Consider the following 14,001-nt stretch of genomic DNA (forward strand, 5'->3'; position numbering starts at 1 on the left):
GCTGTGACGGCTAGCGCCTGGCCGTGGCCGGCTCAACACCTGGCCGTGACCGGCCGATAGAGATACCGACGAGGAAGGTGGATCATGGTTGTGGTCAACGAGTGGCACATGGCGGCCAACATCGCGGCGGGCCTGGGCTTCGGTGCGATCATCGGCCTGGAGCGCCAGTGGCGGGCCAGGATGGCGGGTCTGCGCACGAACGCGCTGGTCGCGGCCGGATCCGCCCTCTTCGTCCTCCTCTCGCAGTACGGCTTCGCCTCCGCCACCAGCACCACCGGCTACGACGGCTCCCGCGTCGCCGCGCAGATCGTCTCCGGCATCGGCTTCCTCGGCGCGGGTGTCATCATGCGCGACGGGCTGAGCGTGCGCGGCCTCAACACCGCGGCGACCCTGTGGTGTTCGGCCGCCGTCGGCGCCCTGGCCGGCACCGGGCTGTACGTGGTGGCAGCCCTCGGCACCGTGGGCGTCGTCGGCGCCAACACCCTGCTCAGGCCGCTGGCCCGCGGCCTGGACCGGGGCCCGCACGGCGGCGCGGAAGTGGCCACCGACTACCACTTCGAGGCCGTGTGCACCGAGCCCGAGGAGGCCCACGTCCGCACCCTCGTCGTCCAGGCCGTCGCCCGCCCCGGCTTCCGCCTGCGCTCGGTCTACAGCGCGGACGCCGAGGCCCCCGGCAAGGTCACCGTCTCGGCCGACCTCACCACGGAGCGCCGCGACGACAGCCTCCTGGAGGAGGCCGTCAGCCGCCTCTCCCTGGAACCCGCGGTCTCCGCCGTCAGCTGGACCGTCCTGCAAGGACCCGACGACGAATCCGACGACGACTACACGGCGGAGCGACGGGGGCGGCGCCGGGTGAGGGACTTCTTCACGGGGCGGTGACGCGCGTGACCAGGAAGCCCGCACCCTGAGTGCGGGCCCCGTCGCGGAACGTCGCTCCGGGAAATCTCCACAACCTCCGGGTACCGGCGGTAGCCCCCGTTCACCGGCCTTGGATATGCCGGTTATGCCCGACGCGCTTGATGGGCGTGTGTCCGTTTATGTTCCGTGCGGATTCCGGTGCCCGTGTATCTGTTACTCGATCTTGTGAAGAAGGTGTGATGATCCCGCGAAGGAATCCGAAAGCCCGCTGGTGAAAAGGCTGTCGGGACGTCAATGCGGTTGGCCGCACCACCCGTTCGCGTGCTTATATCTGCGGCATCGCGACCGGCTCTTTGAACGGTGGCCGAACAGGCCGGGCCGACGCGGTCAATCGAGAAAAATTCAGACACAAGCGAAAGGTGCGCCATTATGCGTGACAACCTTGAGACCCGTGAGATCGCCGACGCCGAGCTGGACGCCGTTTCCGGCGGCGTGAGCATCTCGGGCGGCCTGCTCGGCGCCGTGACCGGCGACGTTCACAACGTTCTCGGCACCGTGACCTCGCTCAACACCGTCCAGGCCGTCCCCGGCACGGTCGGTCAGGTCGAGGGCATCGTCGGCGTCCGCGCGGGCGTCGCCGGTCTCTGAGAAAACCGCCACCTGTGAATCCCGGAACTCCTCCCCTGTTCCGGGGTTCACGGCTGCCCGCGTTTATCGCGGGCAATTCAGACCGCTGCAGTAGAAGGAATAGTCCGTGCAGTTCCGCCAGCAGGCGCTTTCCAAGCTGCAATCGCCCGAAGAACTCGATCTGCCCGTACGATTCGCCCGCCCGCAGGGCCGGCTCGTGCTGGCCGTCACCCTCGCCGTCGTCGCCGCGTCGGCTTTCTGGGCGTTCGCCGGATCCGTGTCGTCCAGGCTGAGCGCACCGGGCGTTCTCACCCGGGCCGAGGGCAGTTATCTGCTGCAGAGCCCGTACGCGGGGCAGGTCACCGCGGTCCTCGCGCGCGAGGGCCAGCTGCTGGCGCCGGGCACCCCTCTGCTGCGGATCAGCACGGACCGCGGCGACCGGACCGTCGCCGTCGTGGCCGGAGGGCGCGTGACGACGCTCGTCGCCAAGACGGGCGCGGTGATCACGACCGGCGCGGACGTCGCGACCGTGGAGAAGGTGACGCACCCGGACGACCCGCTGGTGGCCATGCTCTACGTGCCCGGCGGGAGCGGCGGCGAGATCCCCGTGGGCGCCCCCGTCGACCTGAGCGTCCAGTCCGTCCCGCGGGAGAAGTTCGGCGTCCTGCGCGGCCGCGTCCAGGCCGTCGGCCGCGCCCCCCAGAGCCCGGCGCAGATCAGCGGCTTCCTCGGGGACAGCCGGCTCGCCGCGGAGTTCACCCGGCAGGGCAACCCCGTCGCCGTGCTCGTACGGCTGGAGCGCGCGCCCGCCGCCGCGTCCGGCTACCGCTGGTCATCGGCGGACGGGCCCCCGTACCCCGTGGACTCCACGACGCCCGTCACCGGCGCCGTGCACCTGGCCGACCAGCGGCCCGTCGACTGGCTGCTGCCGTGACCGCCGCGCGCCGCCGCCGTGCGCCCGCGCCCGCGACCGGGGGGCGCACGCCCCGGCCCGTACGCACCCCCACCGTCCTCCAGATGGAGGCGGTGGAGTGCGGCGCCGCCGCACTCGCCATGGTGCTCGGCCACTACGGCCGCTTCGTCCCCCTGGAAGAGCTCCGCATCGCCTGCGGCGTCTCGCGCGACGGCTCCCGCGCGAGCAACCTCCTCAAGGCCGCCCGCAGCCAGGGCCTCACGGCCAAGGGCATGCAGATGGACGTCGGCGCGCTCGCCGGGGTGCGCCCGCCCGCCATCCTCTTCTGGGAGTTCAACCACTACGTCGTCTACGACGGCACGGGCCGCCGCTTCGGCCGCCGGGGCGTCCACGTCAACGACCCCGCCAAGGGACGGCGGTTCGTCCCCATGGACGAGTTCGACGCCGCCTTCACCGGCGTCGTCCTCACCTTCGAACCCGGCGACGGCTTCCGCCGCACCGGCCGCAAGCCGGGCGTCGCCGGCGCCCTGCCCGCCCGCCTGCGCGGCACCTCCGGCACCCTGCTCGCCGCCGTGATCTCCAGCCTCCTGCTGGTGGTCGTCGGCGCGGCCGTACCCGCGCTCAGCCGCACGTACATCGACACCTTCCTGATCGGCGGCCGGACGTCCCAGCTCGGCGTGCTCTTCGCGTCGATGGCGACCGCCCTCCTCCTCACCGCGACCCTCACCGGGCTGCAACAGGCCAACCTGCTGCGCGGGCGCATCATCGCCTCCACCCTCGGCAGCGCCCGCTTCCTGCGGCACCTGCTCCGGCTCCCCGTCACCTTCTACGCCCAGCGCAACCCCGCCGACCTCGTCCAGCGCCTGCAGTCCAACGACGCGGTCGCCGAGACCCTCGCGCGCGACCTCGCCGCGGCCGGCGTGGACGCGATCGTCGTGCTGCTCTACGCGGTGCTGCTGTGGACGTACGACCCGCAGCTCACCGTCGTCGGCGTGCTGATGGCGCTGCTCAACGTCGTGGCCATGCGCATCGTGGTGCGCGTACGGGCGACCGGGACGCAGAAGCTGCGCGCCGAGAGCGCCCGGCTCACCAACACCTCCTACAGCGGCCTGACCCTCATCGAGACGATGAAGGCCACCGGCGGCGAGAACGGCTTCTTCCGCCGCTGGGCAGGCCGGCACGCCGTCACCCTCGACGTGCAGCAGCGGCTCGGCGTGCCCAGCGCGTGGCTGGCGATCGTCGCGCCCGCGCTCGCGGCGCTGAACAGCGCGCTGATCCTGATGATCGGCGGCCTGCGGGCGGTCGAGGGACACCTCTCCGTCGGCCTGCTCGTCGCCTTCCAGGCCCTGGTCACCGGCTTCACCGCGCCCGTCGCCCGCCTCAACGGCGTCGCCGGGCGCATCCAGGACTTCGCGGCCGACGTCGCCCGCCTCAAAGACGTCGAGAACTTCCCCGCCGACCCGGTCTACGCGCGGCGCGAGGCCCCCGCCGGGACCCGCCGCCTCAAGGGCCACGTGGAGCTGGAGAACGTCACCTTCGGCTACAGCCCCCTCGACGCCCCCCTGCTGAAAGACTTCACGCTCTCGGTCGGCCCCGGGCAGCAGATCGCGCTCGTCGGCGGCTCCGGCAGCGGCAAGTCCACCGTCTCCCGGCTGATATCCGGCCTCTACGCGCCCTGGGAGGGCGCCATCCGCATCGACGGCATGCGCCTGGAGGACATCCCGCGCGGCGCGCTCGCCGCCTCCGTCTCCTTCGTCGACCAGGACGTCTTCCTCTTCGAGGGCACCGTGCGCGACAACGTCGCCCTGTGGGACCCCTCGATCCCGGACGAGGCCGTCGTCGCCGCCCTGCAGGACGCCGCCGTGTACGACGTGGTCGCGCGGCGCCCCGGCGGCATCCGCAGCCGCGTCGAGCAGGACGGCCGCAACTTCTCCGGCGGGCAGCGCCAGCGCCTGGAGATCGCCCGTGCGCTCGTGCGCCGCCCCAGCGTCCTGGTCCTGGACGAGGTGACCAGCGCCCTGGACGCGGTCACCGAACAGACCGTCATGGACAACCTGCGCCGCCGCGGCTGCGCCTGCGTCGTCATCGCCCACCGGCTGAGCACCGTGCGCGACAGCGACGAGATCCTCGTCCTCGACCGCGGCACGGTGGTGGAGCGGGGACGGCACGAACACCTGGTCGCGGCGCGGGGAGCGTACGCGGAACTGGTCAGGGAGCACTGAGGTGACGACGACCGGGCACTACCACGCTCCCGTGGCCGACCCCGTGGTGGCGGCCATGGGCGCTCTGGGCACACCGGTGGACTGCACGGGCCTGCGCAGCCTGGCGCTGGAGGGCCCGCACGTGCTGTGGCTCGTCGAGGACGGCGAACTGGACCTGTTCGCCGTCGACGCCGCCCAGGCCGGCCACTGGAACTTCCTCGGCCGGCTGGATACGGGCACGCTGCTGCTCGGCCCGGCGGAAGGCCCCGCCCACACGCTGACCGGCCGCCCCCGGCCGGGCTGCCGGCTGCGCCGCATCGAACTGGGCGAGCTGTACGCGTACGGCGACGTCCGGCACGGCGCCCCCGACGGCGCGCTGAGCCCTCTGGAACAGGCCTTCGCCCTGGGCGTCGGCCGCGGCCTGCGCGTGCTGTACCAGGCGCCGCTGGAGAACGACCGGGCCGCCGCCGGCCGGAGCGGGGCCGACGACGACGTCCTGTGGATGCAGATCGCCCCGGGCAGCGTCCAGTACGGCGCCGCCTACGAGGGCTACGCCACGGGGAGCCTCCTCGTCGACGCGGCGATGTGGCAGGGCATGGTCGACCAGCAGTACCGCCTGCTGTACGCCCTCGACCGCTGGATCGAGCAGCTGGAGCGCGTCCACGAGGACCGTACGGCCGCCGGCATCGAGGCGGGCGAGGCCGCCCGCACCCAGGCGGACCGCGCGCTGCTGGCCTCCATCGACCGCTCCGGCAGGCGGCCGCGCCGCGGCGGGGCCGCCGGAGACGACGACGGCGCGGCGTTCGAGGCGTGCCGGCTGGTCGCCGCCGCGGCGGGCATCGCCCTGTCCGAGCCCGCCCCGGCCGCGCCGGGCCGGACCGACCCCGTCGAACGCATCGCCCTCGCCTCACGCATCCGCACCCGTACGGTCCGCCTGAGCGGCCGCTGGTGGCAGGAGGACGCCGGGCCCCTGGTGGCCCGGCGCGCGGCGGACGGGGCGCCGGTCGCCCTGCTGTGGCGGCGCGGCCGCTACGAGGCGGTGGACCCGGCGACGGGCAGGCGCGAGCGCGTAGGAAAGGACACCGAGGCTGCTTTCGAGCCGGGAGCGGTCATGTTCTACCGCCCGCTGCCGGACACCCCGTTGGGACCGCTCGGCCTGATCCGCTTCAGCATGCGCGGCACCGGCAGGGACCTGCGCGGCATCCTGCTGGGCGGCCTGGTCGCCGTGGGCCTGGGCACGCTCGTGCCCGTCGCCACGGGACGGGTGCTCGGCACGTACGTACCGGCCGCCGAAACCGGTCTCATCGTGCAGACCGCCCTCGCGCTCGTCGTCACGAGCGTCGTCTCGGCCGTCTTCATGCTGCTGCAGAACGTCTCCGTCCTGCGCATGGAAGGCCGCATCGAAGCCACCTTGCAACCGGCCGTGTGGGACCGGCTGCTGCGGCTCCCCACGACCTTCTTCGCCGGCCGCTCCACCGGCGAGCTGGCCGGTGCGGCCATGGGCATCAGCGCCGTCCGCCGGACGCTGTCCGGCATCGGCCCGGTCGTCCTGCAGGCGGGCACGGTCGGCACGGTGAACGTGGTGCTGCTACTGGTCTACAACGTCCCGCTGGCGCTGACCGCGCTTGCCATGCTCACTGTGATCGCGGCGATCTTCCTCACCCTGGGCCTGTGGCAACTGCGCTGGCAGCGCCGCCTGATCAAACTGAGCAACAAGCTCAACAACCAGGCGTTCCAGACGCTGAGGGGCCTGCCGAAGCTGCGCGTGGCCGCGGCCGAGAGCTTCGCGTACGCGGCCTGGGCCCGGGAGTTCGCCCGCACCCGCGAACTGCAGCAGCGCATCGGCCGGCTCAAGAACGTCGTCACGGTGCTCAACGCGGTCTGCCTGCCCCTGTGCACCCTCGTGATGTTCATGCTCCTCGCCGGCCCGGCCAAGGGCAGCATGAGTGCCGGCGACTTCCTCACCTTCAGCACCGCGGTGACGATGCTGCTGTCCTCGGCAACCCAGCTGACCGGCGCTCTGCTGTCGGCCGCCGCAGTGCAGCCGATGTTCGAGGAGGTGGGCCCGATCCTCCGCGCCGAAGTGGAAGTCCGGGCCTCCAGCGTCCAGCCGGGCGAACTCGCCGGGGGCATCACGGCCCAGGGCCTGTCCTACCGCTACAGCGACGACGCCCCGCTCGTCCTCGACGACGTGTCCTTCCGGATACGGCCGGGGGAGTTCGTGGCGATCGTCGGCGCCAGCGGCTGCGGCAAGTCCACCCTGCTGCGCCTCCTCATCGGCTTCGACAAGCCGGCCTCCGGCAGCGTCCTCTACGACGGCCAGGACCTCGCGGCCCTCGACCGCTCAGCCGTCCGCCGCCAGTGCGGCGTCGTCCTCCAGCACGCCCAGCCCCTGTCCGGCTCGATCCTCGACTGCATCCGCGGCGCCGAGGCGTTCACCCTCGAAGAGGCCTGGGAGGCCGCCGCGATGGCGGGCCTCGCCGAGGACATCAAGGCCATGCCCATGGGCATGCACACCATGCTCTCCGACGGCGGCGGCACCGTCTCGGGCGGCCAGCGCCAACGCCTCATGATCGCCCAGGCCCTCATCCGCAAACCCCGCATCCTCTTCCTCGACGAGGCCACGAGCGCCCTCGACAACGAGGCCCAGCGCGTGGTCATCGAATCCACCCGCGCCCTACGCGCCACCCGCATCGTCGTGGCCCACCGCCTCTCCACGATCATGGACGCCGACCGCGTCATCGTCCTGACCGAAGGCCGGATAGCCCAACAGGGCCCCCCGTCCACCCTCCTCGCCGACACCACAGGCCTCTTCCACGAACTGGTCCGCCGCCAGCTCGGCTGACCCCGGCCCGCGCCCTCAGAGCCGGTCGTGCCGTTTGACGATGAAGTAGAGGCTGACGCGCACCAGGCCCACGAGGGCGACGGCAAAGGGCAACCGAAGCTCCAGGAGAGCTCGGGCGTGCGGTGAAGCTCCTGCCGTAGATCGTGCGTGCCAGGACCGGGGCGAAGAGGATGGCCGCCCAGGAGGAGATCTCCTTGAAGTCGTCGCCCTCTTTCGCCGGCCTGTTGAAACCGACGGAAGACTCAGCCCGAGCCCCAGCAACCCCCCCAACGGGGGCTTACTCTCCCCAAAACCATACAAATTGAAGGTCTCGCAGCGATGAGGTAGTTGCCTGTCGGCGGCATGGTTGGCTACGTGTCTGGTGCATGCAGTAGCCGGAGGAGGCTTCGACTCTCGCATCGATTCGCATGATGCCACCGAACCGGCGACTCCGGATACGACGAGCTGGCAAGGGACTGTCGCAACGATCTGCAACCGGGCGGCATCAGCGCGGTACTCCGGGCTAGAGGGGGCAGCCAGTCGAGGCTCTCGCTATGGCACCTGGGGGTACGCCTTGAAGCGCGACTTCTTCGGTACTGCGGCCGCAGCGGCCCCTGACAGAGACGTAAGCAGAGGACCGTGGGCAGCTCGGCGGGGGTGCGTGGGGTCTCGAGATCGCCCCCACAGGGGCCAAGTTCCATCTGTCGGACAGCAGTTGGTGCTAGCTTGCCTGCACAGCACCCCTGGGAGAACGGCTCTGTTTCTCCCCAGTCCCGAGGTGATCGATGAATCGTACGGCCGCCGCAGCTTTCCGCCGAATGGAAGGCTTGTACGCACCAAAATCGCCGGAGGCTTCCCGGAGCGTGCAAGAGAGCCTTTCTGCTCTTGACTTCGAGGCGCGCTTCCTAGCCCTCTTGGCCCTCTCAACCGTGCGGGCGTCAGGACTCCCCCACGTCTACATCGGCAGGTCGCCCGGGCTTGGGGAGTGGATCTCACTGCTCCGGGACTTGCGTACTCGTCTGTGTGGCACCGATCCCGGCTCCCCGGGACAGCGTATCGCCCGGACGATAACCGAGGCATTGGCCCGGTACGACAAGGGAATCCCCGAGGCCCCTCCGGAGCTCAGGGCGACGAAGCACCTCCGTGACCACGTCAGCCATGGAGGTGCCGTCCCGGATGGGCTGTCCCCCATCGTGGACGCTCTCGTGCAGGCAATCTCCGACATCATCGCGGAGTGCTTGTCGGGCGCTGCTCTTACCCTCACGGACGACGGGAGCCAGGAGCTGCGACCCGTGGTGACCTGGGGCAACATTGGTGTTTCTCTGTGGCCGTTCATGTATGTGAGGTCGGATGGCAGCTGGTATGTGTACTCCCGATACACCGGAAACGAGCCTGACTACCTCGCCTTCGGCGGGACGAACTACCGTTCTCGACCCAGAAATGGGGAACTTGTCACCTCTTTGGACCTGCTGTTGAAGCCGAAGAGAGAACCGGACGATCCCCGTGAGCTTTTCCGGGCCGAGGTGGAGAGCGATCTCAAGGCCTTTGCTGATGTCGTCGGTGCCCCTCCCCAGTACTTTGACCACTCCCACGGTTTCGGCTATGAGTGGGGAAAGTCCGTCAGTGAGGGTACCCAACTGCGTAGGGACTACTTTCGCGTCGGTCCCGACGGCCCCGAATGGCAGGATGAAAACAACTGGGTACCGTATCGGACGTACCTGCGTAAGCTGGCCAACTGGGCGATCGTGGCCAGTCGTCTGCGTCACAAGCTGGAGGAGGTGGAACGGCAGCTCGTCCAAGAGGAGACTGATCAGCTCGGCTGGCAACCGGACGTCGGCAGCCACCGGGAGGCCCACGTCGAGGTGACGGAGTACGACGGGGGCAACCCACAGAGGAAGTCGTTCTCTCAACTGATCGACGACGTTGACGCGGACCTGGGGGTCGAGACGGGGCAGACTCAGGTCTTCTTCGTCAACGGTGAGGCGGGCATCGGCAAGACTCGGGCAATGGTCAAGGCCGCCCTGAACCGGTCACGGGAAGTGGAGCGGCACGAGGGCGACAAGCCGCTGTTTCTCTACGTCAAGTCAACAGGACGTGTTCTCGACGACCTGGACGCGGCCGTCAACCACGCCGTTGCGCTCACCCAGAACCTCACCGCGGAACGTGTCAAGGTCCTCTGCGGGAAAGGACTCATTGCACTTCTCATCGACGGCTTCGACGAACTCCTCGGCGGAGCGGCGTACAGCGACGCTATCGATTCGCTGCAGGACTGGCTCAATGCGCTGGGCGGGCGGGGAGTACTCGTCGTCTCTGCGCGCTCTTCCTACTACATGAACCAGTACCGGTCGAGCGTGCAACGGGCGAGCAAGGCGATAAGTGCCTCAGTCCGCCATAGCATCGCCCAGGTACTTCGGTGGACTCCCGCCGAGATCGTATCGTTCCTGGGGGACTACGGTGTGTCTGCCGCTCGCTTCGAGCGTCTACCGGCCGGAGACCGGGAGCTACTGGGGCTCCCCTTCTTCGCCCGGGCCTTCGCCGAGATGTGCAGGTCGGGCGACTACGAAGAGTTGGCTGCGGAGGGTCCTTCATTCACCGAGAGGCTCCTTAACCATTACCTGGTGCGGGAGGAGCGGAAGCTCGCCTATCAGATGGACAGTGCGTCAGGCCTCCTGAACCGAGACGAACTGCGGCGCACCTTCGAACATGTAGCCGAAATCATGGTTGATGGTCGTGAAAGGGAAATCGATTCCAGCGACCTGGAGTTCGCCGCTGCCACGGCTTTGGACATTGATGATCTGGACGATCGTGAGGGTCTTCGGGAACGGCTCCAGGTTCTGTGCGGTCTGGCCACGGATTCGACGACACGCGGGTCCACCAGGTTCAGGTTCCAGCACGAGGTGTTCTTTGACAACTTTCTAGCCGGCATCGTCGGGCGTCATCTTCGTGCGGGCCGTGTCGCCGCCTTCCAGCGGTTGTTGAGTAGATCGGAATGGCGGACGGGCACGGTTAGCGGCGTGGTGGAAACGGTGGACGCCGGACTGCTTATCGACGCTCTGGCAGACGTCCGGCTGCCTGCTGTTCAGTTCAGTGAGGCTTCCCGTGACACGGCCGCCACCAATCTGGGAGCCATGTGGGCCGGAGTCATCCGCAAGACGGTTGCGATGCCTGACCGACCGATTGTCGATGCCACGTTCGCCGGTCCGCTCGATCTCAGTCACACCATGGTCGGCAATGCCTCCCTGGTCAACTGCCAGTTGGATTCATTGACCCTTCCAGTGGGTACCGGTTGGAAGCTTCACCTCGACCGGACGAGGGTCAAGAAGATCACCGCGGGCGCCGAGCAGACGGATCTCTCAGGACTGTGGGGGGTGCGCCACGGGGGCTTGGTGGAACTCCTCATTCGGCCGAGTCGCTTCTTCTACCGCCGCTCGGACATCCTTGAGGCCCTGCGAGCGCGGGGCGTTGGGATCGTCGACGCGCCGGGGATGTCCAGTGCCGTCGTGCCGGTACGCGTGGAAGCCGCTCGCCACTACTTGAAGAACCTAGTGGAGTACGCGTCCTCGACGCTGATCCTCAAGGATAACCACCAACCAGACGACCATCGGTTGAAGTGGACCCAGGAGTATCCAGACGAGTGGAAGCCCTTCGTGGACCGGCTGACCAAGACCAAGCTCGCCCGACCCGAGAAGTTCTCCGCGAAGGGCTCCAGGAAGATCAAACTGAGGTTGCAGTTCGGCGCCGCCAACATCCTCAATGAGAACTCCGACGTCCCGCAGGTCCAAGACTTCTGGGCGGCCGTGAAGGGCTGACCGCAGGAAGGGTACGCCCACTCATCGAGCGCCGCTCCATGGGTCCCCTCCCTGTTGATGGTTCGCCGATAGCGGTTTGCGGCCAATCGGATGCCGTACGACATGTGCCAGGTCGAGCGCCGTTCCGCCCGGCGGAGCACCGAGCTACTGGCTTCCGCCGGGAGGAACGGGTTGTGCTGAGGGGCAGCCCGCCGTAGCACGGGCTGCCCCTCACTGCACTTCTCCCGGGGCGGTGTTGCGTGCTCCGGCACCCCGGGGGCGGGCCAGGCCGGTGCCGGAACGGTTTAGGGGATGGCTCGGTGGCGCCCGGCATGGAGACGGTCGCCGACCGCTCGGCGGATAGGAGGTCGGCAGCCTGGCCGCGCAGGACCCAGGCGGGGCCGGCGAGGCCAAGCAGGGCCAAGACGGTCAGAGCTATGCCGCCGGATTCGCGGTGAGTCGGGCTGCTCGGCCCGTGGTCCGGCGCGCGGTGTCGTCCCTGGGTAATTCACGGCGCATCGCCGTGGTAGCGCTCGCTGTCGCCGAGCATACGTCCGGTCTGGGTGTGCAGGCGCTCCAGGTCGGTCGGCGTGAGGAGCAGCGCGGCCTCGCTGCGGCCACCATCTTCGTGATGCACGAGGATGGCCACCGGCCCCTGCTCGGCTCGCGGGTCGTACACCGGGTAGGTGACGAGCAGGGTCGCGTGCGTGGGCCTGGCGGGCACCGGCGCCAAGGTGCTGGCGTCGGCCGGCGCGGACCATGCCGGGCCGCGGTCCGGCGGGCGCAGGTGGTATGTCGCGGCGCCCTCGCCGGGGAGGGCGCCGACGACGCCGACTCGGCCGTTCCGGGTGGTGTCGGCGGCGAGGTCGCCGAGCTGAGGAAAGAACGGGGCCGTGGTGCCTAACTCGGCCCCCTGCGAAGGTAGATGGGGGGTTGGCCGTCCGCTCATGCCCCTGACGCTAGGAACGGGTCAGGGGCCGAATATGGGCCCGAGGAATACGACCCTCATCCGTCCAGGTGGAAGCGGTCGGACATGTGCCGCAACTTCTCGCGTGTGACCACCCGCTCGGCGTAGACGATGTTGCGAAGGGTGGAGCGGGCGATGGGGTGGTTACGGGTGAGCTGTGGTGCGATTCGCTCCGCCCTCTCCAGTTCGCCCAGTGCCTTGTCGCGGTTCCCGTCCCATCCAGGCTCGCGCGAGGTCCATGTGGTGGTGTTCCTGACGTGAGTTGGGCATGGAAGCGACCAGCTCCGGGCTGGTGCGGTGGTTTATCGTCAGGGCCTTTCGCTGCTGCCCCATCTGCGGAGCCACGCTGCTGGAGTGGATCTGGACGTTGCCGGGTGAGAACGTCAGCGAGTGCCTTTCGTACACGGAGGCCCGGCGTACTCGCCCATGCGATTGGCCGCCGCCCTTGCGAGGCTGATGCTGTCTTCCGCCTCCGCTGCCCGGCCGCCTCGTGCAGCGGAGACCGCAGCACGCAGCTGTAGCGTGCCCCATGCCCGCAGGGCGCAACGGCTCGCCACGCTCGTAGTTCTGCTGAAGAGTGCTGATGGCCTTGTCGGACAGGACGACGATGTCTTCCCAGTCCGCGCTCGCCCGCATGTCCCAGACCCGCATCCAGCCGGCGACCGCGGGCATGACCGGGTCGCCGGACAGCCGTGCGGACCAGGCGGCCCGCTCGCAGGCCATGGCGACCAGCTCGGGGTGGCCCAGAGCGTGGGCGGCGGTGTGCGCGAACTTGCAGCAGACCGCGTAGATCGCGTAAGCCTCCTCCCGCTCGTGGCCGGTGGTCACCTCGGCGATAGCGCGTGACTCGCGGAGCAGGTCCGGCAGGACGCGCAGAATGGCTACGTTCGCGGCCGCGTCCCGCAGGCGTTGCAGCCGCGTCGTCTCCCGCCACAGCTTCGCCGCCGGACGCGGGGTGCCGTCGAACATGGGGGTGAGGTCGTAGCGACGCAGTTCCCGCAGGATCGAGGACGCGGCAACCTGCCACTGGTTCTCGTCGGGGGAGCTGGTGTACGGGCGGCCGATCAGATCATTGGGGTGAACGTGTAGCTCGGCCGCCAGCAGGTTCAGGACGCTGACCCTGTCCAGTTCGATCAGGCCGCGCTCCATCTTCGAGACCCAGCCCTGCGACTTGCCCAGAGCGGTGGCAAGGTCGGCCTGGGGCATGCCCAGGCGGAGGCAGGCACGACGGGCGCGACGACCGATCTCCTCGGCTTCCTCCAGCATCAGCGTGCCCCCGACCTACTGATGGGCCGGCTTGGCTCAATGTTCAGACTGCTGCCGCTGCATTTCTCGCTGATGACTCGCTTCCACGAGGCCATCAGCGCTGGGATCACCGGTGCCGGGCCGGTGCCATCCAGTTTCGGTGAGGCCGGTGCCACCCAGTCAACCGCCCGGTGCGACTGGCCGGAGCTGGGGTTCGCGGACCTCCTCCAGCCTGCTGCCGACTGGGCTGGGCCAAGGGTTCCAGCTTCCGGTGTTGCTGCGGATCGTGTGCTCCGGCGGACCGGGCGGGGTGAGCAGCGGAGCGACGGTGACTGCGTTGCAGTCCTCGCCGGACGGAGGGGGGCGACGCTCGGCACGCTCTTCCTGGCGGTGCCGCCGGGGCCGGGCCCGGGGCGTGCTGGTGATGACGCTGCTGGTGCAGCTCGGGGTGGTGGCGCTGACGGAGCTGCTGAATTTGCGGCTGCCCCGGGTGGTCGGCCGAGAGCTGAGCGGGACCGCCTGCGCCCGGTACGGCAGCAGGGCCCCGATACGGCGGTAGGGGCCCGGCCCCCCCCACC

At 69.5% G+C, this 14,001-nt stretch carries 8 protein-coding genes and 1 pseudogene; 6 read left to right on the forward strand and 3 right to left on the reverse strand.

Translation table 11 applies throughout. The annotated features are described in order from the left end of the window. Window positions 1-84: 84 nt before the first annotated feature. The 6 genes from ACSNOG_RS16050 to ACSNOG_RS16075 all read left to right on the forward strand — a co-directional run bounded on the left by ACSNOG_RS16050 (window position 85) and on the right by ACSNOG_RS16075 (window position 11,232). The gene (locus tag ACSNOG_RS16050; RefSeq protein ID WP_436753332.1) at window positions 85-879 is read left to right on the forward strand and encodes an MgtC/SapB family protein; all 795 of its coding nucleotides are present in this window, start codon (window positions 85-87) and stop codon (window positions 877-879) included. A 408-nt stretch (window positions 880-1,287) separates the two neighbouring features. Further along, window positions 1,288-1,506, forward strand: a complete 219-nt coding sequence (locus tag ACSNOG_RS16055; protein ID WP_436753333.1) for a hypothetical protein — start codon at window positions 1,288-1,290, stop codon at window positions 1,504-1,506. A 106-nt stretch (window positions 1,507-1,612) separates the two neighbouring features. Beyond that, window positions 1,613-2,419, forward strand: coding sequence for a hypothetical protein (locus ACSNOG_RS16060; RefSeq protein ID WP_436753334.1), 807 nt, complete (start codon window positions 1,613-1,615; stop codon window positions 2,417-2,419). Further along, the gene (locus ACSNOG_RS16065) at window positions 2,416-4,620 is read left to right on the forward strand and encodes an NHLP family bacteriocin export ABC transporter peptidase/permease/ATPase subunit (RefSeq protein WP_436753335.1); all 2,205 of its coding nucleotides are present in this window, start codon (window positions 2,416-2,418) and stop codon (window positions 4,618-4,620) included. The genes ACSNOG_RS16060 and ACSNOG_RS16065 overlap by 4 nt, the downstream gene beginning before the upstream one ends. 55 nt (window positions 4,621-4,675) lie before the next feature. Further along, window positions 4,676-7,444 (forward strand): NHLP bacteriocin export ABC transporter permease/ATPase subunit, encoded by a 2,769-nt coding sequence (locus ACSNOG_RS16070; RefSeq protein ID WP_436753339.1) that lies wholly within the window; start codon window positions 4,676-4,678, stop codon window positions 7,442-7,444. 842 nt (window positions 7,445-8,286) lie between these two features. Further along, window positions 8,287-11,232, forward strand: coding sequence for an NACHT domain-containing protein (locus ACSNOG_RS16075; RefSeq protein WP_436753336.1), 2,946 nt, complete (start codon window positions 8,287-8,289; stop codon window positions 11,230-11,232). A 487-nt stretch (window positions 11,233-11,719) separates the two neighbouring features. Here ACSNOG_RS16075 and ACSNOG_RS16080 read toward each other — a convergent pair whose 3' ends face one another. From ACSNOG_RS16080 to ACSNOG_RS16090, 3 genes and pseudogenes are all read right to left on the reverse strand, one after another. Next, window positions 11,720-12,160: a hypothetical protein gene (locus ACSNOG_RS16080; protein WP_436753337.1), complete on the reverse strand. Its 441-nt coding sequence runs from the start codon at window positions 12,158-12,160 to the stop codon at window positions 11,720-11,722. Between the two features lie 56 nt (window positions 12,161-12,216). Further along, a pseudogene (locus ACSNOG_RS16085) lies at window positions 12,217-13,444 on the reverse strand (helix-turn-helix domain-containing protein). Between the two features lie 159 nt (window positions 13,445-13,603). After that, window positions 13,604-14,001 (reverse strand): hypothetical protein (locus ACSNOG_RS16090; RefSeq protein ID WP_436753338.1); only part of this gene is annotated, 398 nt, incomplete at its 5' end.

Source organism: Streptomyces sp. URMC 124 (genome assembly GCF_051386455.1).
Classification (GTDB): Bacteria; Actinomycetota; Actinomycetes; order Streptomycetales; family Streptomycetaceae; genus Streptomyces.